The sequence below is a fragment of the Actinomadura atramentaria DSM 43919 genome, assembly GCF_000381885.1.
In the GTDB taxonomy this organism is placed as follows: Bacteria; Actinomycetota; Actinomycetes; order Streptosporangiales; family Streptosporangiaceae; genus Spirillospora; species Spirillospora atramentaria.
On sequence record NZ_KB907210.1, the window covers coordinates 1 to 20405 of the forward strand.

Annotated in this window: 16 protein-coding genes, 1 rRNA gene and 1 pseudogene; 8 read left to right on the forward strand and 10 right to left on the reverse strand. The window is 74.3% G+C overall.

Annotated features, from left to right (window positions below; all coding sequences use genetic code 11):
• A 16S ribosomal RNA gene (locus tag G339_RS0107345) occupies positions 1-82 on the reverse strand; the annotation flags it as partial.
• Between the two features lie 735 nt (positions 83-817).
• Here G339_RS0107345 and G339_RS0107350 point away from each other — a divergent pair.
• Positions 818-1537 (forward strand): hypothetical protein, encoded by a 720-nt coding sequence (locus G339_RS0107350; RefSeq protein ID WP_019630427.1) that lies wholly within the window; start codon positions 818-820, stop codon positions 1535-1537.
• Here G339_RS0107350 and G339_RS0107355 read toward each other — a convergent pair.
• Positions 1478-2302, reverse strand: a complete 825-nt coding sequence (locus tag G339_RS0107355; RefSeq protein WP_019630428.1) for a putative RNA methyltransferase — start codon at positions 2300-2302, stop codon at positions 1478-1480. The two genes, G339_RS0107350 and G339_RS0107355, sit on opposite strands and share 60 nt — an antisense overlap.
• A gap of 30 nt (positions 2303-2332) precedes the next feature.
• A complete protein-coding gene (gene trxA, locus G339_RS0107360; RefSeq protein WP_019630429.1) occupies positions 2333-2683 on the reverse strand; it encodes a thioredoxin in 351 nt (116 codons plus the stop codon).
• 132 nt (positions 2684-2815) lie between these two features.
• Here trxA and G339_RS0107365 point away from each other — a divergent pair, with 132 nt between their 5' ends.
• Together G339_RS0107365 and G339_RS0107370 are read left to right on the forward strand one after the other, a co-directional pair.
• The gene (locus G339_RS0107365; protein WP_019630430.1) at positions 2816-3826 is read left to right on the forward strand and encodes a sigma-70 family RNA polymerase sigma factor; all 1011 of its coding nucleotides are present in this window, start codon (positions 2816-2818) and stop codon (positions 3824-3826) included.
• A 91-nt stretch (positions 3827-3917) separates the two neighbouring features.
• Positions 3918-5261, forward strand: a complete 1344-nt coding sequence (locus G339_RS0107370; protein WP_026341237.1) for a class II 3-deoxy-7-phosphoheptulonate synthase — start codon at positions 3918-3920, stop codon at positions 5259-5261.
• Positions 5262-5298: 37 nt separating this feature from the next.
• Here G339_RS0107370 and G339_RS0107375 read toward each other — a convergent pair whose 3' ends face one another.
• The 3 genes from G339_RS0107375 to G339_RS0107385 are packed head-to-tail and all read right to left on the reverse strand — an operon-like array spanning position 5299 to position 8226.
• A complete protein-coding gene (locus G339_RS0107375) occupies positions 5299-5679 on the reverse strand; it encodes an ATP-binding protein (RefSeq protein WP_019630432.1) in 381 nt (126 codons plus the stop codon).
• A gap of 23 nt (positions 5680-5702) precedes the next feature.
• Complete coding sequence (locus tag G339_RS0107380) at positions 5703-6035, reverse strand: STAS domain-containing protein (RefSeq protein ID WP_019630433.1); 333 nt, start codon at positions 6033-6035, stop codon at positions 5703-5705.
• 31 nt (positions 6036-6066) lie between these two features.
• Positions 6067-8226, reverse strand: coding sequence for a SpoIIE family protein phosphatase (locus G339_RS0107385; RefSeq protein ID WP_157407421.1), 2160 nt, complete (start codon positions 8224-8226; stop codon positions 6067-6069).
• Between the two features lie 310 nt (positions 8227-8536).
• Between G339_RS0107385 and G339_RS0107390 the strand changes: the two genes are divergently transcribed.
• The 3 genes and pseudogenes from G339_RS0107390 (at position 8537) to G339_RS36515 (ending at position 15287) form a co-directional block, all read left to right on the forward strand.
• Positions 8537-12757 carry a HAMP domain-containing protein gene (locus tag G339_RS0107390; protein ID WP_157407422.1) on the forward strand — a complete coding sequence of 1407 codons (4221 nt, stop codon included), beginning with the start codon at positions 8537-8539 and terminating at the stop codon, positions 12755-12757.
• A 100-nt stretch (positions 12758-12857) separates the two neighbouring features.
• Positions 12858-13292 (forward strand): annotated as a pseudogene (locus tag G339_RS38630) (response regulator); the annotation flags it as partial.
• Between the two features lie 678 nt (positions 13293-13970).
• Positions 13971-15287: an urease accessory protein UreH domain-containing protein gene (locus G339_RS36515; protein WP_051107792.1), complete on the forward strand. Its 1317-nt coding sequence runs from the start codon at positions 13971-13973 to the stop codon at positions 15285-15287.
• Here G339_RS36515 and gltX read toward each other — a convergent pair.
• On the reverse strand, positions 15280-16671 hold the full coding sequence (gene gltX / locus G339_RS0107405) for a glutamate--tRNA ligase (RefSeq protein WP_084693156.1): 1392 nt from the start codon (positions 16669-16671) through the stop codon (positions 15280-15282). The genes G339_RS36515 and gltX overlap by 8 nt on opposite strands.
• Before the next feature lie 40 nt (positions 16672-16711).
• Positions 16712-17293, reverse strand: coding sequence for a TIGR03086 family metal-binding protein (locus tag G339_RS0107410; RefSeq protein WP_019630438.1), 582 nt, complete (start codon positions 17291-17293; stop codon positions 16712-16714).
• Between the two features lie 126 nt (positions 17294-17419).
• Here G339_RS0107410 and G339_RS0107415 point away from each other — a divergent pair, with 126 nt between their 5' ends.
• Positions 17420-18046, forward strand: a complete 627-nt coding sequence (locus G339_RS0107415) for an NUDIX hydrolase (protein WP_019630439.1) — start codon at positions 17420-17422, stop codon at positions 18044-18046.
• 4 nt (positions 18047-18050) lie between these two features.
• Here the strand turns inward: G339_RS0107415 and G339_RS0107420 are convergent, their stop codons facing one another.
• Together G339_RS0107420 and G339_RS0107425 are read right to left on the reverse strand one after the other, a co-directional pair.
• Complete coding sequence (locus G339_RS0107420) at positions 18051-18821, reverse strand: SDR family NAD(P)-dependent oxidoreductase (RefSeq protein WP_019630440.1); 771 nt, start codon at positions 18819-18821, stop codon at positions 18051-18053.
• A 118-nt stretch (positions 18822-18939) separates the two neighbouring features.
• Entirely contained in the window at positions 18940-19440 is a 501-nt protein-coding gene (locus G339_RS0107425; protein ID WP_033322571.1) for an HAD domain-containing protein, read from the reverse strand.
• 121 nt (positions 19441-19561) lie between these two features.
• On the opposite strand from G339_RS0107425, the gene G339_RS0107430 reads away from it, so the two are divergent.
• Positions 19562-20383 (forward strand): PIG-L family deacetylase, encoded by an 822-nt coding sequence (locus G339_RS0107430; RefSeq protein WP_019630442.1) that lies wholly within the window; start codon positions 19562-19564, stop codon positions 20381-20383.
• The last annotated feature ends 22 nt before the right edge of the window (positions 20384-20405 follow it).

A 20405-nucleotide genomic window follows, 5' to 3' on the forward strand; every position in this document is an offset into this window, starting at 1 on the left:
CGAAGGGGCCTTTCCGCTCGACTTGCATGTGTTAAGCACGCCGCCAGCGTTCGTCCTGAGCCAGGATCAAACTCTCCATCAAGGCCCAACGACGCACCAGAGGGGCGAACCCCCAGCACGCCAAACCTTAAAAGGATCGAAATCCCAGCAATGCGAACCCGCAAACGGGTCCGCTTGCCTCAAAGAAATCCCCGCCGATCCCACCAAGGGGACCGGCTACGGGGCGGCCGAGCAAACCGAAAGGTCACCCGGCCGATAAAGGCACTGGCTTTTAACACGCTGTTGAGTTCTCAAGAAACGGACACCCACCGCGCTCCAGCCACTCGCGTGGCTCTCGCTCCGGGGCAACCCTTCAAGCTTACCCAGGACTTACCCCCTGTCAAACCGACCCACCGGAAGAAATTTTCCGCCGCATCGCCTTGACCGAGAAGCCAGCCCACCCACCCGACCGCACGCAAGCCGAACTCGCGAACCATGATCGAAGTGGAGTCCCTCGGGCCGACCGCCGACCGGCGTTCCGCATCCCGTGCTGGGCTGTGTCCATAACTTTAACACCGTCCGCGCGGTGCTTCGGACGCCCGGCCGGTGGGGCCGGGGCGTTCGGCGGCGGACGGCTTCCGCTGTGACGTCAGGGGTAACGCCGCTGTGCAGGGCGTTTGTTCCGGTGACTGGACACCGGGTGCGTCAGCTCACATTGCGGTACGGTTCGCACAGTCGTGTCGCACGAGGCAGAAGAGCGTCGTTTCGCCTGGTGGGACACCCGGTCGCCGGTCGCGCTCCCCCGAGGCGCGGCGGGCTCGGGTCAGGGAGGAACGCCGTGCGCGCACCCGTGCTCCGCGGTTCGACGGAACGCCTGGTCATCGCCGGGACGATGGGGCCGACGATCCACCGCGTCCCCGCCTGGCGCCTCACCGCCGCGGACGGCCGCGTCGAGGTCCACGCCGACCCGGCCAGGTTCCGCGCGATGGACGACCCGTCCGGCCGGGGCCTGCATCTGAGCTGCGGCACCGTCCTGGTGAACCTGCGGCTGGCCGCCGCGCAGCTCGGTCGCGAGGCCGTGATCCGCCAGCGTCCGGACGCCGACCGGCCGACGCTGCTCGCGTCGGCGCGGCTCACGCGCCGGCGCCGCGTCACCCGGGAGGAGCGGCTGCTGTACGCGGCGACGATGCGTCCGGCCCCGGCGCGCGGCGCGGTCGCGGGCCGGGACGCCGCGCCGGACGCCCGGCTCGTCGGGGAGCTCGCGGAGTTCGCGCGGCTGGAGGGGACGACGATGCACGTCCTGCCGGGCGGCGGCCGGCGGGCCGTGCTGACGACCGAGGGCGACTCCCCCGGCGCGTGGATGCGCGCGGGGCGGGCGCTGCAGTCGGTCCTGCTCGCGGCGACGCTCCGGGGCGTGGGGGTCTCGTTCCTGTACGAGGTGGTCGACGTGCCGCCGGTCGGCGCGCCGGGCGACGTCCCCCAGGTGCTGCTGGAGCTGTCAGCGCAGCCGGTAGACCGACAGCACGAACGACAGCGGCACCGGGAACGGGTCGGGTAGCCGGGCGATCCGGCGGGCGAGTTCGCCGGCGGGGACGTGCCGGGCGCTCGGCCCCATGCCGACGAGCGCGGCGATCTCGTCGCGCGCGAGGTCGGCCGTCGTCTCGACGGGCGTGCGGGACGCGAGGAGGAAGTGCCCGCCGAGGGTTTCGTCGGTGCGTTCCTCCTTGCGCTCGTCGACCGTCAGCAACCCGAGTTCCGGGATGAGCGGCCCGAGGTGCCGGGCGGACGGCGTCACGGTGTGCAGCGCGCCGCCGGGCGCGAGGACGCGGCGGTACTCGGCGGCGTTGCGGGGCGCGAACACGTTGATCACCGCGTCCACGGCCGCGTCCCGCACCGGGAGGTCCCGCCACAGGTCCGCGACGATCGCGCCGATCCGCGGATGGGCGCGGGCGGCGCGCCGCGCGGCGTGCTTGGACAGGTCCAGCGCGATCCCCGCGCGAGCCCGGCCCGCCGCGAGGACGGCGGCGAGGTGGTGGCCGGTCCCCGCGCCCGCGTCCAGGACGCGCGCCGCGTCGCCGACGCTCGCGGCGAGCGCGCCGGTCAGCGGCGCGAAGTGGCCCGCGCCGAGGAACGCGTCCCGGGCGCGGACCATCTCCGGGGTGTCGGCGGTCCCCGGCCGGGCGCCGCCGGGGAGCAGGTTCGCGTAGCCCTGCCGGGCGACGTCGAAGGCGTGCCCGGCGGCGCACGCCAGGGCGCGGTCGCGCGGGGCGAGCGGCTCCGCGCAGACGGGGCAGCGGAGCGCGTCGACGATGTCGGCCAGCATGGGTCCATCTTCGGGGACCGGGCGGCGCGGTCAGGACATGCGGCTGCGGACCTCGTCCATGTCGAGGTCCCGCACCGCCTGGATGATCTTCTCCAGCGCCGCCTCGGGGAGCGCGCCCGGCTGGGCGTACACGATCACCCCGTCCCGGACGGCCATCAGCGTGGGAATGGACGCGACGCCGAAGCGTTCTTGGAGGGCGGGCTCGGCCTCGGTGTCGACCTTGCCGAACACGATGTCGGTGTGGGTCTCGGCCGCCTTCTCGAAGACGGGCGCGAACCGGCGGCAGGGCCCGCACCAGGCCGCCCAGAAGTCGATCAGGACGATCCCGCCGCCCTGCGCGGTCTCGTCGAAGTTCCCGGCGGTGAGTGTGACGGTCGCCATGTGGTTTCTCCTCTTCCGGGGTATCAGACCTGGGTAGGGCCTTGCCTTACTCCGCAGTATTCCGGACGTGGGAATCCCAGAGCGGTAATAGGCGTTCCCCACTTAGGGAGATCGCACCAGAGAAGGGTCAGGATGGCTGCAACCCGTACCAAGGCGGACAGGGTCGACGCCCCCGACAAGGACCTGGTCGGGGCGTACCTCGACCGGATCGGCCGCACCCCCCTGCTCGACGCGGAGGAGGAGGTCGATCTGGCGAAGGCGATCGAGGGTGGCCTGTACGCGGAACAGTTGCTGGACGAGGGCACCGTGCCGGACGGCGTCTCCCCCGCCGAACTGGAGGAGCTCGTCGCGGCGGGCCTGCGCGCCAAGCAGCGTTTCGTGGAGGCCAACCTCCGGCTCGTGGTCTCGATCGCCCGCAAGTACCCCACGGAGTCGCTTCCCCTCATCGACCTCATCCAGGAGGGCAACCTCGGGCTGATGCGCGCGGTGGAGAAGTTCGACTACCGGCGGGGCTTCAAGTTCTCGACGTACGCGACGTGGTGGATCAGGCAGGCGATCGGGCGCGGGCTCAGCCACACCGCGCGGACGATCCGGCTGCCGGTCCACGTGGAGGAGGAGCTGTCGCGGCTGCGCCGCGCGGAGCGGCAGCTCGGCCGCGACCTGGGCCGCGAGCCGAACCGCGACGAGCTGGCGGCGGCGCTCGGGGCCGAGCCCGAGCACGTGGACGAACTGCTGCGCTGGCGGCGCGACCCGGCGAGCCTGGACGCGACCGTCGACGACGCGGGCGAGACGCCGATGGGCGACCTGCTGGAGGACCCCGAGGCGGTCACCCCGGAGGCGGAGATCCTCGCGCTGGACGACGTCGAGGGCCTGTCCCGGCTGCTGGACCGGCTGCCCGAGCGCGAGGCGTCGATCGTCCGCGCGCGGTTCGGCATGGAGAGCGGCCAGCCGCTGTCGTACGCGCAGATCGGGGCGCGGTACGGGCTGAGCCACAACCGCGTCCGGCAGATCACCGACCGGTCGCTGCGGCGGCTGCGGCAGCTCGCCGCGGAGTCCGACCTGGCGGGCCGGGCGGCGCTGCCGGTGCGGGTCGGCGGGGAGCCGCGGGAGCTGGCGGTGGCGGCGCCCGGCCGGGCGGCGTGAGCGCGGAGACCGGAGGCGGTCGGGCGGCGGGGGCCGCTCGGCCGCCTTCGGCCGTTTCGGCGTCCTTCGGCGTGTCATAGCCTTGTGGACCGTGAGTACATCTAGCTCCGCGGGAGTCCCCGAGGCGTGGCGCGACCTCCCCGCACTCCAGCAGCCCGATTGGGACCCCGCCGAGGTGCGGGCCGTCGTCGGGGAGTTGTCGCAGCTTCCGCCGCTGGTGTTCGCGGGCGAGTGCGACCAGCTCCGGGACCGCCTCGCGCAGGTGGCGCGGGGCGAGGCGTTCGTCCTGCAGGGCGGCGACTGCGCGGAGACGTTCGCGGGGTCGAACGCGGACGCGGTGAAGAACAAGCTGAAGACGCTGCTGCAGATGGCGGTGGTGCTCACGTACGCGGCGAGCGTTCCGGTCGTGAAGATCGGCCGGATGGCGGGGCAGTTCGCCAAGCCGCGGTCGCGGCCGACGGAGACCGTCGACGGCGTGGAGCTGCCCGCGTACCGCGGCGACATGGTCAACGGCCTGGAGTTCACGGCGGAGTCGCGGCGGAACGATCCACGCCGGCTGCTGCAGGCGTACCACTGCTCGGCGGTGACGCTGAACCTGTGCCGGGCGTTCACCAAGGGCGGCTACGCGGACCTGCGGCAGGTCGACCGGTGGAACCAGGACTTCGTGGCGCAGAGCCCGGCGGGGCGGCGGTACGAGCGGCTGGCCGGGGAGATCGACCGGGCTCTGACGTTCATGAAGGCGTGCGGCGCGGACCCCGACGAGTTCCAGGGCGTGGAGTTCTACTCCAGCCACGAGGCGCTGCTGCTGGAGTACGAGCGCGCGCTGACGCGGGTGGACCACCTCAGCGGGCTCCCCTACGACGTGTCCGCGCACTTCCTGTGGATCGGCGAGCGGACCCGCCAGCTCGACGGCGCGCACGTGGAGTTCCTGCGGCACATCCGCAACCCCATCGGCGTGAAGCTCGGCCCGACGACGACGCCGGACGACGCGCTCGCGCTGATCGAGCGGCTGAACCCCGACGCCGAGCCGGGCCGGCTGACGTTCGTGACACGGATGGGCGCGGGCCGCATCCGCGAGGCGCTGCCGCCGCTGATCGAGAAGGTCCGGCAGAGCGGCGCGCCGGTCGCGTGGGTCTGCGACCCGATGCACGGCAACACCTTCGAGGCGCCGAGCGGGCACAAGACGCGGCGCGTGGACGACGTGCTGGACGAGGTCGCCGGGTTCTTCGAGGTCCACCGGGCGCTCGGGACGCACCCGGGCGGCATCCACATCGAGTTCACCGGCGACGACGTGACCGAGTGCGTCGGCGGCGGGCACCCGATCGTCGAGGGCGACCTGCACCAGCGGTACGAGACGGCGTGCGACCCGCGGCTGAACCGGAGCCAGTCGCTGGACCTGGCGTTCATGGTCGCGGAGCTGTACCGCAAGAGCTGATCAGAGCCGCCCCGGGGCCGCACGGTCCCGGGGCGCGCTACACGGCCACCTCGGCCCAGACGACCTTGCCGCCCGTCACGGCCTCCGCGCCCCACCGGCTGGCGAAGCGGTCGACGATGAACAGGCCGCGGTGGGACTCGTCCAGCGGCCCGGGGACGGTCATCCGCGGCATCTGCGGGGCGCGGTCGCGGACCTCGACGCGGACCCGGTCCGCCCCGCGCAGCAGCCGCAGCTCCAGCGCCGTCCCGGCGTGGCGGACGGCGTTGGCGACGAGTTCGGCGACGATCGCCGTGACGAGCTCCTCGCGTTCCAGCAGCGACCAGGTGCGCATGGTGCGGGCGGCGAGGCGCCGGGCGTACTCGACGGCCTCGGTCTGCGGCGCCGCGCGCAGCGTCGTCTCGGTCATCGGGTCGGTCACTCAGCCTCAGCTCGCCGTCGCGTTCAGGTCCCGGCGTCGTCCGGCGCGTCCTCGGGGATGAGGAAGCGGTCGAGGCCCGTGGTGCGCAGGACGTTCTCGACCCGCCCGTAGGCGCCGGTGACGGTGAGGGTCGCGTTCTGCGCCCGCGCGTGCTTGTACGCGCGGACGAGCACGTTCAACCCGGAGGAGTCGCAGAAGTCCACGGCCGTGAGGTCGACGACCACGTCGCGCTCCCCCGCGTCGACCAGCTCGGTCAGCCGGCCGCGCAGCTCGTCGGAGGAGTGCAGGTCGATGGAGCCGCGCGCGGCGATCGTCGCGCGGCCGTCCTGCCGTGTCGTCTGCAACGCCAGCCCCACGTCACCACACCTTACCGATTGTCGGGCTTCATCATGACGCCCGGAGAACGATCAGGGCAACGTCGTCGTTCGAGGGCTCGGGTCCGAAGTCGCGGACGGCGCGCTGGATGCGGGCGGCGACGGCGCCCGCGCTGAGGCCCGCGCAGCCCGCCAGCAGGCGTTCCAGACCCTGCCCGTCGCCCAGCAGGCGGCCGCCGGAGCGGCGCTCGGTGACGCCGTCGGTGACGCAGAGCAGGACCTGCCCGCTGCGCAGCTCGACGGTGTCGGTGCCGAAGTCGACGCCGTCGAAGACGCCGAGCAGCGGCTGCGGGCCCGCGGCGTCGCGGACGGAGCCGTCGGGGTCCAGGACGAGCGGCGGCGGGTGCCCGGCGCTGGTCAGCGTGATGCTGACTCCGTCGCGGCGGGGCCGGGGCGTGATCTCGCCGTGCAGCAGGGTCAGCAGGCGGGCGCGCTCGCCCTCGCCGAGGATCAGCCGGTTGAGGCGGGTGAGGACGTCGGGGACGCTCATGTCCTCGGCGGCGAGGATGCGCAGCGCGTGCCGGGCGAGGCCGGTGACGGCGGCGGCCTCCGGGCCGGTGCCGCAGACGTCCCCGATGGCGAACCGCCAGCGCGGCGCGGTCGGCGGGGCGGTGTGGTCCCCGGCGGCGAAGACGTCGTAGAAGTCGCCGCCGACCTGGTGGCCCTCCCCCGCGGGCTCGTAGACGACGGCCACTTCGAGGCCGGGGATGTCGGGGATGCCGGGCGGGAGCAGGCTGCGCTGCAGCGCGGTGCTCATCGTGGTCTGCTCGGCGTACAGGCGGGCGTTGTCGACGGCGAGGGCGGCGCGGCGGCTCAGCTCCTCGGCCAGCTCGACGGCGCTGCGCGGGAAGCGGTCGCCCGCCGGGCGGCCGATGACCAGGGAGCCGATGCGGCGGCCGCGCGCGATGAGCGGGAAGGCGTGGGCGACGTCGTCGGCGAGGCCGCCCGCGGCGGCGCGGGCCTCGCGCGGGGCGTCGGCCAGGGCGTGCCAGGGGGCGGGCGTCTCCACGGCGGGGACCGCGCCGAGGCCGCCGAGCAGCGCGCGCAGCGGGTCGACGCGGTTCTCGTCGGCGTGCCAGACGTAGGCGAGGCGGCCGGGGTCGCCGTCGCCGGAGGTGTAGATGGCGCACCACGTCGCCAGCCGGGGGACGACGAGCTGGGCGACCAGGGCCATCGTGCGCTCCTGGTCGAGGGTGCCGGCGAGCAGGTCGCTGGCCTCGGCGACGAAGCTGAGCCAGCCGCGCCAGGATCGTTCCAGCTCGCCGATCCGGGCCTTCTCCAGGGAGATCGCGAGTTCGCCCGCGAGGCGTTCGAGGCGGGCGCCGTCGCCCTCGGAGAAGCGGTCGGGGTCGGCGGCGGTGGCGACGACGAAGCCGGTGAGGCGGCCCTGGGCCTCCAGCGGCGCGGCGGCGACGGACCCGGCGGCCAGCGCGGCGGCGAGCGGGTCGTCGCCGCCCGCCGTCCAGGCGCGGCCCGACCGCGCGGCGGGGCCGAGGTCCACGACGGACGGCGCGCCGACCGGGGCGTCCGGCGGCAGGCCGGTGGCGGCTCCGACGACCAGGCCGCCGTCGCGCTCGGTGAGCAGGACGGCGGCGGCGTCGGCGCCGAGCGCGGCGCGGGCGTCCGCGGCGGCCTTCTCCAGGGACTCGTGGACGCCGGGCGAGCGCAGCAGCCGGTCGGCGGACGCGCTCAGCGCGGTGCCGGGCGCGGCCCCCTCGGTCTCGCCGGGCGCGGGGGCGGGCCGGGCGCGGCGGCCCCGGCCGCGCGGGGCGCGCTCGGGGACGGGCAGGTCCGTCCCGCCGCCCGCGGGCAGCCGGAACCAGACGCCCTTGGTGCGGCGGTCGTAGGTGACGCCCCACGCGCTGGCGAGCCGGGCGATCGACGGCAGGCCGCGCCCGCTGGTGGCGTTGACGCCGGGCATCTCCGGGGCGCGGGTGGGGTGCAGGTCGCGGACCTCGATGCGGACCTCGTCGCCCACGCGGTCGCAGTTGACCTCGAACGAGGTGCCCGCGTAGGTGACGGCGTTGGTGGCCAGCTCGCTGGTGGCCAGGACCGCGTCGTCGACGGCGTCGGGGAGGTCCCAGTCGGCCAGGACCGTCCGGACGAACCGGCGGGCGTCGGCGACGGCGGTCGCCTCGGAGGGGAAGGTGGCCGACACCGGCTGCCCATCCACCAGTCGTTTTCCTCACGTGCGGGGTTTCTCGCGGTCCTGGCTATCGTGGCAGACTGGCCGACCGCCCGGCCAGCGGGAGGCCGGGGAGCGGCGGGAGCCCGCCGCCGGAATCTCCGCCGGGGACCGCGGCGTCGCCGCCACAATACGTACAGACCGTAACACAAAGATTACGAAGTCCCATGCCTCCGAGGCCGCGGGCGTCGTACCGTCGGGTTCCGCCGACGCGGCGACGTAGAGTGAAAGTTGCGGCCCGGGAGAGGTGTCCGTCCTTTCCGGGCATCCCGCATCGCGGACGAGGAGGATGGAGAGCATGCCCCGAACCGCGTCCCGATCCGGCCAGGGCGCCCGCACTGCGGGCGCGTCGCCGAAGGACACGACGCCGCGGTACAGCGACGCCGACCTCCAGCCGCTGCTGCGCGCGCTCGTCGCGGTGCGGGACGGCAGGCTGCGCGCGGACGTCGAGGTGCCCGGCGAGGGCGCGGTCGCGCAGGCGGCGGCGATCCTGGACGAGATCCGCGAGAACGGCCGCCACCTGTCGGCGGAGCTGGGCCGCGTCCGCCGGGAGATCGGCCGGGACGGGCGGCTGCTCGGCCGGGTGCGGCCGGGGCCGATGCGCGGCGAGTGGGCGGCGGCGGCCGAGGACACCAACGCGATCGTCGGGAAGCTGACGGAGCTGGCGACGGGCATGCACCGGGTGGTGGAGGCCGTCGCCAAGGGCGACCTGACCCAGCGGGTGGACCTGCGGGTGAACGGCCGTCCGATGCGGGGCGAGCTGCTGCGCATGGCGCGGTCGGTGAACTCGATGGTGGAGCTGCTGGACCAGTTCACCTGGGAGGTCACGCAGTTCTCCCGCGAGGTCGGCACCGAGGGGCGGCTGGGCGGCAAGGCGTCGGCGAAGGGCATGACGGGCCGCTGGCGGGACGCGACGGCGGCGGTGAACGTCATGGCGAGCCGGCTGACGGCGCAGGTCCGCGACATCGCCGAGGTGACGACGGCGGTGGCGCGCGGCGACCTGACCCGCAAGGTGACGGTCGAGGCGACGGGCGAGCTGCAGGAGCTGAAGCTGACCGTCAACACGATGGTGGACCAGCTCTCGGCGTTCGCGGACGAGGTCACGCGGGTGGCGCGCGAGGTGGGGACGGAGGGCCAGCTCGGCGGGCAGGCGAACGTCCGGGGCGTGAGCGGGGTCTGGAAGGACCTGACCGACAACGTCAACGCGATGGCGAACAACCTGACGTACCAGGTGCGGAACATCGCGCAGGTGACGACGGCGGTGGCCGAGGGCGACCTCGGCAAGAAGATCACCGTGGACGCGCAGGGCGAGATCCTGCAGCTCAAGAACACGATCAACCAGATGGTCGACACGCTGTCGGCGTTCGCGGACGAGGTCACGCGCGTGGCGCGGGAGGTCGGCACCGAGGGGCGGCTCGGCGGGCAGGCGCGGGTGCCGGGCGTGAGCGGCGTCTGGAAGGACCTGACGAACAACGTCAACGGCATGGCGTCGAACCTGACCTACCAGGTCCGCAACATCGCCCAGGTGACGACGGCGGTGGCCGAGGGCGACCTCGGCAAGAAGATCACGGTCGACGCGCAGGGCGAGATCCTGCAGCTCAAGGACACCATCAACACGATGGTCGACACCCTGTCCGCCTTCGCCGACGAGGTCACCCGAGTCGCGCGGGAGGTCGGCACCGAGGGGCGGCTGGGCGGGCAGGCGCGCGTCGGCGGCGTCAGCGGGGTCTGGAAGGACCTCACCGACAACGTGAACTCGATGGCCAACAACCTGACCACGCAGGTGCGCGGCATCGCGCAGGTGACGACGGCCGTCGCGCAGGGCGACCTGGGCAAGAAGATCTCGGTGGACGCCCAGGGCGAGATCCTGCAGCTCAAGGACACCATCAACACGATGGTCGACACCTTGTCGGCCTTCGCCGACGAGGTCACCCGCGTCGCCCGCGAGGTCGGCACCGAGGGACAGCTCGGCGGGCAGGCGATCGTGCCCGGCGCGGGCGGCATGTGGAAGGACCTCACCGACAACGTCAACGGGATGGCGTCGAACCTGACGTACCAGGTCCGCAACATCGCGCAGGTCGCGACGGCCGTCGCGCACGGCGATCTGACCCGGCGCATCGACGTCAACGCCCAGGGCGAGATCCTGGAGCTGAAGACCACGCTGAACACGATGGTGGACACGCTGTCGTCGTTCGCGTCCGAGGTGACGCGCGTCGCCAAGGAGGTCGGCAGCGAGGGGCGGCTGGGCGGGCAGGCCGAGGTCGAGGGCGTGTCGGGGACGTGGAAGCGCCTCACCGAGAGCGTCAACGAGCTGGCCTCCAACCTGACGACGCAGGTCCGCGCGATCGGCGAGGTCGCCCGCGCCGTCGCCAGCGGCGACCTGACCCGCACCATCGAGGTCGCGGCGCGCGGCGAGGTCGCGGAGCTGAAGGACAACGTCAACCTCATGGTGACGACGCTGCGGGAGAGCACGCGCGCCAACGAGGAGCAGGACTGGCTCAAGTCGAACCTGGCGCGGATCGGCGGCCTGATGCAGGGCCACCGGGACCTCGAGCAGGTCGCGGAGCTGATCATGCGGGAGCTGACGCCGACGGCGAGCGCGCAGTTCGGCGCGTTCTACCTGGCCGAGGAGACCGGCGACGAGACCGAGCTGGTGCTGCTCGCCGGGTACGGCGTCAAGCGCGACCTGGCCGGGAAGGTGTCGTTCGGGCTCGGCGAGGGGCTGGTCGGGCAGGCCGCGGAGGAACGGCGGACGATCATCATCTCCGACGCGCCCGGCGACCACGTCAAGATCCGGTCGGGGCTCGGAGAGTCCGCGCCGGTGAACATCATCGTGCTGCCGATCGTGTTCGAGGAGAAGGTGCTCGGCGCGATCGAGCTGGCGTCGTTCAGCCAGTTCAGCGACGTCCATCTGGCGTTCTTCCGGCAGCTCATCGAGACGATCGGCGTCACCCTCAACGCGATCAGCGCCAACACCCGCACCGAGGCGCTGCTGTCGGAGTCGCAGCGCCTCGCCCAGGAGCTGCAGGAACGGTCCGACGAGCTGCAGCGGCAGCAGGGCGAGCTGCGGCACTCCAACACCGAGCTGGAGGAGAAGGCGGCGCTGCTGGCCCAGCAGAACCGCGCGATCGAGATCCAGAACTTCCAGATCGAGCAGGCGCGCCGCACGCTGGAGGAGCGCGCGCAGCAGCTCGCGGTGTCGTCGCGGTACAAGTCGGAGTTCCTGGCGAACATGTCGCACGAGCTGCGGACGCCGCTGAACAGCCTGCTCGTCCTGGCCAAGCTGCTGTCGGAGAACCAGGGCGGCAACCTCACCGACAAGCAGGTCGAGTTCGCGCGGACGATCTACGGCTCGGGCACCGACCTGCTGGAGCTGATCAACGACATCCTCGACCTGGCGAAGGTCGAGGCGGGGAAGATGGAGCTGCACCCGCAGCGGCTGTCGGTGGCGGCGCTCGTCGACTACGTGGACGCGACGTTCCGGCCGCTGTCGACCGACAAGGGGCTGCGGTTCGGCGTGGAGGTCGCGCCGGACGTCCCGGCGGAGCTGCGCACCGACGAGCAGCGGCTCCAGCAGGTGCTGCGGAACCTGCTGTCGAACGCGGTGAAGTTCACCGCCGAGGGCGAGGTCCGGCTGCGGATCGAGCGCGCCGGGGACATCGAGTTCACGCTGCCCGCGCTGTGGAACACCCCGGACGTCCTGGCGTTCCGGGTGATCGACACCGGGATCGGGGTGAGCGCGGACAAGCTCCAGGTGATCTTCGAGGCGTTCCAGCAGGCGGACGGGACGACGAGCCGCCGCTACGGCGGCACCGGGCTCGGGCTGTCGATCAGCCGGAACATCGCGCGGCTGCTCGGCGGCGAGATCCACGCCGAGAGCGAGCCGGGGCACGGCAGCGTGTTCACGCTGTACGTCCCGGCGCGGTACGCCGAGCCGGAGGGGCGGCGGCGCGTCCCGCCCGCCGAGGAGGAGCCCGCCGAGCCGGGCCGGATCACGGCGGCGCGGCCCGCGGCGGCCGAGGCCGAGCCCGCGTCCCACGACCGCGAGGAGCGGGCCGAGGCGCCCGGCGGCGGCGAGCCCGCGCTGACCGGGACGCTGTCGGAGCCGCCCGCGGACTACCTCGACACGGTGCTGTCGGGCCGCAAGGTGCTGATCGTCGACGACGACGTCCGCAACGTGTTCGCCCTGACCAGCGTGCTGGAGGGCTACGGCATGGACGTCCTGTACGCCGAGGACGGGCAGGCGGGCATCAACCTGCTGCACCAGCACCCGGACGTGTCGGTGGTCCTGATGGACGTGATGATGCCGGGGCTGGACGGGTACGCCACGACGGCGGCGATCCGCGACATGCCGCAGTTCGCCGATCTGCCGATCATCGTGATCACGGCGAAGGTGATGAAGGGCGACCGGGAGAAGAGCATGGAGTCCGGCGCGTCGGACTACGTCCCCAAGCCGGTGGACGTCGACCATCTGCTGGACGTGATGCGGCGCTGGCTGCAGCCGTCCCCCGTGCGGTAGGCGGGTGCGATAGGCAGGTGCGGTAGGCCGGTGCGGTAGGCCGCGCGGCGGGGCGTGGGGACGGGCGAGACGGGCCGAGACGAGCGGGGAGAGCGGACGCGTGGACGACCGGGCGAAGATCCTTCTGGTGGACGACCGGGAGGAGAACCTGATCGCGCTGGAGGCGATCCTCAGCTCCCTCGACCAGGACCTGGTGCGCGCCCGGTCCGGCGAGGAGGCGCTGAAGGCGCTGCTGACCGGCGAGTTCGCGGTGATCCTGCTGGACGTCGTGATGCCGGGGATGGACGGGTTCGAGACGGCGCGGGACATCAAGCGCCGCCGCAAGACCCGCGATCTGCCGATCATCTTCCTGACGGCGGTGGACAGCGACCCCGACTACGCGTTCCGGGGCTACGCGGCGGGCGCGGTGGACTTCATCGCCAAGCCGTTCGACCCGTGGGTGCTGCGCGCGAAGGTGTCGGTGTTCGTGGAGCTGCACGCCAAGAACCGGCAGCTCCGGGAGCAGACGAACCGGCTGCGCGAGCAGGCGGCGCAGCTCCGCGACCAGGCCGCGCTGCTGGCGGCGCGGTCCGCCGGGGTGGCCGCCCCGGACCGGGTGCTGTCCCTGCTCGGCGAGGTCGGCGACCAGGTCGGGGTGCTCGCGGAGCGGGTGTCTCCGGGCGCGGACGCGGAACTCGCGGAACTGCGGCGGCGCCTCGACGCCCTGGCCGCGGCGCTGGGCGCGGAGCCGGACGCGGACGGCGACGCGAGCGGCGCGCAGGGCGCTGCGGGCAGTGGCGGCACGGGCGGTAGCTCGGGCGATACGAACGCCGGTGCGGGCGGCTCGGACATGGGCGGCGGCGCGGGCGACGGCGTGGGCGCCGCGAGGAGCGCGGGCGGTAGCTCGGGCGGTGCGGACGCCGGGACGGGCCGCTCGGACATGGGCGGCGCGGGCGGCGAGAAGAGCGCGGGCGGCTCGGATGCCGGGATGGGCGGCGCGGGCGGCGAGAAGAGCACGGGCGGCTCGGATGCCGAGGTGGGCGGCGGGTCGACCGGCGGTGCGGGTGCCGGTGCTGGTGGGGATGCCGGGGCCGAGGCCGGGAGCGGGGCGGACGCCGGGTCCGGGGCGACCGGCGGGTGAGGTCCGCCTGACCTCTCGGACGGTCAGGGGTGGCCGTCCGGTCAGGCGCGGCGGGGTGTGCGCGCGGCTACTGTTCCGCTGCGGAGGTGGGACATGGACGCCGCCGCGCTGTTCGCCGCCGGGGCCGGAGCCGGGCTGCTCGCCGGGGCGACGTCCTGCGCCGCCGTGCAGCTCGGGCTGCTGGCGGGCGCCGTGCGGGACGCCCGGCGGCCCGCCGGGCCGGTCGCCGCGTTCCTCGGCGCGAAGCTGGCCGTCCACACGGCGCTCGGCGCGGTGCTGGGCGCGCTCGGCCGCGACGTCCAGCCCGGCCCGCACTGGCGCGGCGCGTTCCTGATGGCGGCGGCCGCCGTCCTGCTGCTCTTCGCCCTCGACCTCGCGGGCGTCCCCCGCCCCGCCTGGACCCGGGCGCGCAGGAACAGGCCGACGCACGATGCCGCGTGCGCGGCGCTGCCCGCGCGCTTAGCCACCGGACCCGCGACCGGCGGTCCGACCGGCGGCGCAGCGGACGGCGGCCCGGCGGACGGCGGCCCGGCGGACGGCGGCGCAGCGGTCGCAGGAGCGGACGGCGGCCCGGCGGACGGCGGGCGGGCGCGCGCCGATGGAGCGGACAGCGACGCGGCCGGTGCCGGCGCGGCTGGGGGTGGCACGGCCGGTGCCGACGCGGCCGGTGCCGACGCGGCCGGGGGTGGCACGGCCGGTGGCAACACGGCCGATGCCGACGCGGCCGGGGGCGGCACGGCCGACAGCGGCACGGCCGGTGGCGGCTCGGTGGGGGTTTGCGGGGGTGGGCGGGTGCGGTTTCGGCGGCCGGTGGTGGTGGGGGCCGCGACGTTGCTGGTGCCGTGCGGGCTGACGCTGTCGGCGGAGCTGCTGGCGGTCTCGTCGCGGTCGCCGGTCGGCGGGGCGGCGGTGCTGGCGGGGTTCGTGCTGGGGACCGTACCGGTGTTCGCGGTGGCGGGGCTGGCGGCCGGGCGGGTGCTGCGGGCGCTGCGCGGGCGGCTGACCGTGCTGGTCGCGGCGGCGATGGTGCTGACGGCGGGGTGGACGCTGCTGGCCGGGCTGCGGCTCGGCGGCTGGCTGCCGGACGGCGGCGGGACCGCGTCGGCGGAGGTGTCGGCACGGTTCGTGCGGACGGACGCGTCCGGCACGCAGATCGTGACGGTGTGGGCGCTGACCGACGGCTACCGGCCCGCGCTGCTGACGGCGCGGGCCGGCGTCCCGACCGTGCTGGAGATCAGGACGGAGCGGACGCACGGGCATACCCGCGTCCTGACGATCCCGTCGCTGGACCGGGACGTCGCGCTGCCCGAGACGGGCACGACGCGCGTCGCGCTGGGCGTGCCGGGGCGCGGCCGGTTGCGCTTCACGTGCGCGTCCGGCCACTACCCCGGCGCGGTCACGTTCAGGTGAGGCGGGCGCGGGCGGCCTCGATGCGGGCGAGCGTCGTCTCCCGGCCGAGGATTTCGAGGGACTCGAACAGCGGCAGGCCGACCGTGCGGCCGGTGACGGCGACGCGGACGGGCGCCTGCGTCCTGCCGAGCTTCAGCCCGTGCTCCGCGCCGACCGCCTCCAGCCGGGTCTTCAGCTCCTCGGCCTCCCACGGCGCGTCGCGGTAGGCGGCGAGCGCGCCGTCGAGGATCGCGGCGGCGGGCTCCTTCATCGCCTTGTTCCACGACGCCTCGTCGTACGGCGGCTCGGGCAGGAACGCGAAGTCGACCATCGGCACGATCTCCGACAGGACGGCCACGCGGGTGTGCGCGAGCGGCGCGAGCGCGGCGAACACGGCCGGGTCGACGTCGAACGGCGCGTCCTCCAGGAACGGCAGGCACGCGGCGGCGAACTCCTCGGGCGTGAGCGCGCGGATGTAGTCGCCGTTGATGGCCTTGAGCTTCTTGACGTCGAAGAACGCCGGGGACGAGTTGACGTCCTCGATGCGGAACTCGTCCACGATGACGTCCCACGGGACGATCTCGCGGTCCCCGGCCGGGGCCCAGCCGAGCAGCATCAGGTAGTTGCGCATGGCGTCGGCGAGGTAGCCCTCGGCGCGGTAGTCCTCCAGCGCGACCTTGTCGCGGCGCTTGGACAGCTTCTGCCGCTTCTCGTTGACGATCACCGGCACGTGCGCCCAGACGGGCGGCTCCGCGCCGAGCGCGTCCCACAGGAGCTGCTGCTTGGGCGCGTTGGACAGGTGCTCCTCGCCGCGCACGACGTGGGTGATGCCCTGGGAGATGTCGTCGACGGCGTTGGCGAGCAGGAAGGTGACCGACCCGTCGCCGCGGGCGATGACGAAGTCCTCCAGGACGGCGTTCTCGAACACCGGCTTGCCGCGCAGCAGGTCCACGACGGTGGTCTGGCCCTCGTCGGGGGTGCGGAAGCGCAGGGCGCGGCCGGGGGCGGGGTCCAGGCCCCGGTCGCGGCAGTGGCCGTCGTAGCCCTTGTGGGAGTCGCCGGTGCGGGCGACGATCTCGTCGCGCGTGCAGTCGCAGTAGTAGGCGCGGCCGTCGGCGCGGAGCCGCGCGGCGGCCTCGACGTGCTTGTCGGCGTTGGCGGACTGGAAGTACGGGCCCTCGTACTCGCCGCCGTCCATGCCGAGCCAGGCGAGGGCGCGGATGATGCCCTCGGTCCACTCGGGGCTGTTGCGGGAGGCGTCGGTGTCCTCGATGCGCAGCACGAGCGTCCCGCCGGACTGGCGGGCCATCACCCAGTTGAACAGGGCGGAGCGGGCGCCGCCGACGTGGAACATGCCGGTCGGCGACGGCGCGAAGCGTACGCGGATCGAAGACGTGGAAGACATGCGTCCAAGCGTAGAACGCGCGGACCCCCGCTCGCGCCGGTCAGGGCTTCCAGCGCGGGTCGCGGCCGGTGACGCCGAGGAGCCGGTCGAGGACGGGCGCGTCGGCGGGCACCGCGACCTCCGGGCCGAACGCGCCGTACTCGCGGGCCATCGCGGCGATCGAGGCCGCGCCGTCGTAGGCGGCCCGGGCGATCTCGTCGGTGATGCCGTGCGGCCGGCCGGTGGCGACGGCGAGGTCCCAGCCGTGCAGGACCCATTCGCCGAAGACCATGCCGCCGATGACGGGGGCGGGCATCCCGGGGCCGTCGCCGGTGAGGCTGGCGTTGCCGGTCCAGGCGGCCGGGTCGCGCCAGGCCCGCGCGGCGTCCTCCGCGACGGCGGCGAAGTGGTCGGCGAAGCCGGGGTCGGCGGTGAAGTCGTGGTCCTCGCCCGGCCCGTCGCCCGGCCCTTCCTTGCGGGCGGCGGGGCCGCCTCGGCCGGTCCAGTAGACGAGGTGGTTCAGCTCGGTGCGGACGTCCCAGCCGTCGCAGGGCGTCGGCGCGTCGAGCAGGTCCGCGGGGACGGCGGCGACGATCCGGACGGCGTTGGCGGCGGCGGGGGCCAGGAGGTCGGTCAGGTCCATGCCTCTCCTCGATCGTGTGTTCGATCAACGTCCTCCGACCGTAGGGCGGCGGCCGGGCGCGGTCTTGAAGAAACGCGCCACACTTCCCTGAATACCCGGAACGTTCCGATCTGAGAGGATCGGCCGATGACCCCCCTCGACGACCTCCCCCGGTTCCGCGCCGCCGCCGCCGAGCGGCTGGCCGCGTTCCCCCGGACGGCGGTGGCCGACGCGCCCGGCCTGCGGCGCGCGGGCGTCGTCGTCTGCGTGACGCCGGACGGCGACGGCGCGCCCTCGGTGCTGGTGATCAAGCGCGCGTACCGGGGCCGGAACGCGGGGCAGTGGGGGCTGCCGGGCGGCCGCGTCGAACCGGGCGAGACGGTCCGGGAGGCGGCGGTCCGGGAGCTGGCGGAGGAGCTGGGCCTGCGCGCGGGTCCGGACGACGTGCTCGGCGCGCTGGACGACTTCCCCGCGACGTCGGGCTTCGCGATCACGCCGTTCGTGGCGGTCCTCGCCGATCCGGGTCCGCCGCGCCCGGACCCCGCCGAGGTCCACTCGGTCCACCGCGTCACGCTGCGCCGCCTCGCGGACGACGACGTCCCGCGCTACGCCGAGCAGCCGGACGGCACGCGCCTGCTCCAGATGTGGCTCGCGCCCGACTGGCGCGTCCACGCGCCGACCGGCGCGATGCTGCTGCAGTTCCGCGAGGTCGTGCTGTTCGGCCGCGACATCCGGGTCGCGGGCCAGGCGCAGCCCGACTGGACCCGGACCTGACGGGTCAGAACGTGCCGCCGTCCACGACGATCCGCTGGTCGGTGAGGTAGGACGCCGCGTCCGACACCAGGAACCGGACGACGTCCGCGACCTCCTCCGGCGCGCACACGTGCCCGTACGGCGACGCGGCGTCCCGCTCGCGGATGTCGGCGACGCCGAGCGTGGCGCGCACCAGCCGCCGCCCCATGTCGGTGTCGACGACGCCCGGCGCGACGATGTTGACGTGCAGCCCGTTGCCGCGCTCCTCCTTGGCGAGCGTGTGCGCGAGCGCCTCCATCGCGGCCTTGCCCATCGCGTAGGGCGCGCCGAACGCGGGGTTGACGCCGGTGATGACGCTGGAGACGAACACGACGTCGGCGCGGCGCGCCCGGCCGGCCTCGCGCAGCAGCGGCAGCAGCGCCTGGGTGAGGTGGTGCGGGCCGAGGGCGTGGACGCGCACGACGCGCTCCAGCTCGGCGGGGTCGGTGTCGGCGACGGAGTGGCCGCGGCTGGCGATCCCGGCGCTGTGGACGAGGACGTCGAGGCGGCCGTGCTCGTCGGCGATGCGGGCGGCGAGGGCGCGGCAGGAGTCCAGGTCGTCCACCGAAGCCCGGTAGGCGTACGCGCGGACGCCCGTGGCCGCCAGTTCGGCGGCCGTCCGCTCGGCCGCCGCCGCGTCGCGGCGGTAGGCGAGCGCGACGTCCGCGCCGTCGCGGGCGAGCGCGGCGGCGACGGCGCGGCCGATGCCGCGGCCCCCTCCGGTGACCAGGGCGAGGCGGGCGGGGGTCGTGCGCAACGGGGCTCCTCGGTCGGGGGGCGGTCGGCGGGCGCGCCGGGATGTGCCCTCATGGTGCCCGGTTCCGGACCCTCCGATAAGCGGTATCTGACCGATGGTCCGTAAAAAACGGGCCGGGTCAGGCGCCGTGCTCGGCGAGCCAGGCAGCGGCCAGCGCCAGGTGCGCCTCGGTGAGGCCGCGGACCGGGTCGACGGCGACGAGCAGGTGCGGGCCGACGCCCGCCTCGGCGGCGACGCACTCGGTGGCGTCCGGCTCGTCCTCGAACCAGACGAACGGGCGCGCGCCCGCGTAGGCGGCGACGTGCCGGGCCTTCCACGCGCCGAGCGTCCGGCCGGTCTCGGGTCCGGGGAAGCGCGGGATCGGGACGAACGGCAGCGCGGGCAGCCCGACGCGCGGCGCGATCCACTCGTTGGCGCTGTCGCACCAGTAGCTCGCCCAGGCCAGCTCGGCGCCCGCGGCGGCGGCGAGGTCGCTGAGCAGCGGGCCGTGCGCGCGGTTGAGCCACAGCTTGAACGTGACGCCGTTCGGGGAGCAGCGGTGGCGTTTGAAGCCCCGGTGGGGGCGGTCGCGGGGGTTGAGCACGCCGTCCACGTCGACCAGCACGAGCGCATTACCCATAGCCGGACGGTACGTCACGGAACGCCGGGCGCGGAGGGGGTTTTCCGGCCGGTTCCGGCCCGCCCCGAACGCCGTAGAGTGGACGGTCCCGAGCCGACGCCCCCTGCCGAGGAGTCCCCCGATGACCGACGACCTGACGCTCATGGCCGTCCACGCCCATCCCGACGACGAGGTCCTCGGCACCGGCGGCGTGCTGGCGCGCGCGGCCGCCGCGGGCATCCGTACGGTGCTGGTCACCTGCACGGACGGGGAGCAGGGCGACGCGCCGGGCGGGATCAAGCCGGGCGAGGCCGGGCACGACGAGGCGGCGGTGGCTGCGCTGCGGCGCGCGGAGCTGGCCGCGTCGGCGAAGCTGCTCGGCATCGCGCACGTGGAGATGCTCGGCTACCGCGACTCGGGCATGGTCGGCTGGGACGCCAACGCCCATCCGGGCGCGTTCGCGAACGTGCCGGTGGCGGACGCGGCGGCGCGGGTGGCGGAGCTGATCGAGCGGTACCGGCCGCAGGTCGTCGTGACCTACGACGAGAACGGCGGCTACGGGCACCCGGACCACATCCAGGCGCACCGGGTGGCGGTCGCGGCGACCGAGGCGACCGACATCCCGGACAAGCTGTACTACACGGCGATGCCGCGCTCGGGGTTCCGGCGGATGGTCGAGTACGCGCGGAGCGCCGGGCTGGACTTCGGCGACGAGGAGCCGCCCGCCGACATCGGCACGCCCGACGAGCTGATCACCACGGTCGTGGACGTCGCGGAGCACATCGGCGCCAAGCGCGAGGCGCTGGAGGCGCACGCCAGCCAGGGCGACAGCATCTTCCTGCTGCGGCTGCCCGAGGAGATCCAGAAGATGGCGTTCGGGTGGGAGGCGTTCGTGCGCGTCCGCAACCGGGTCGCCGTGCCGGACGGACCGGAGGACGACCTGTTCGCGGGGCTGCGCGGCTGATCCGCGGGGGTTTTCGCCGGTT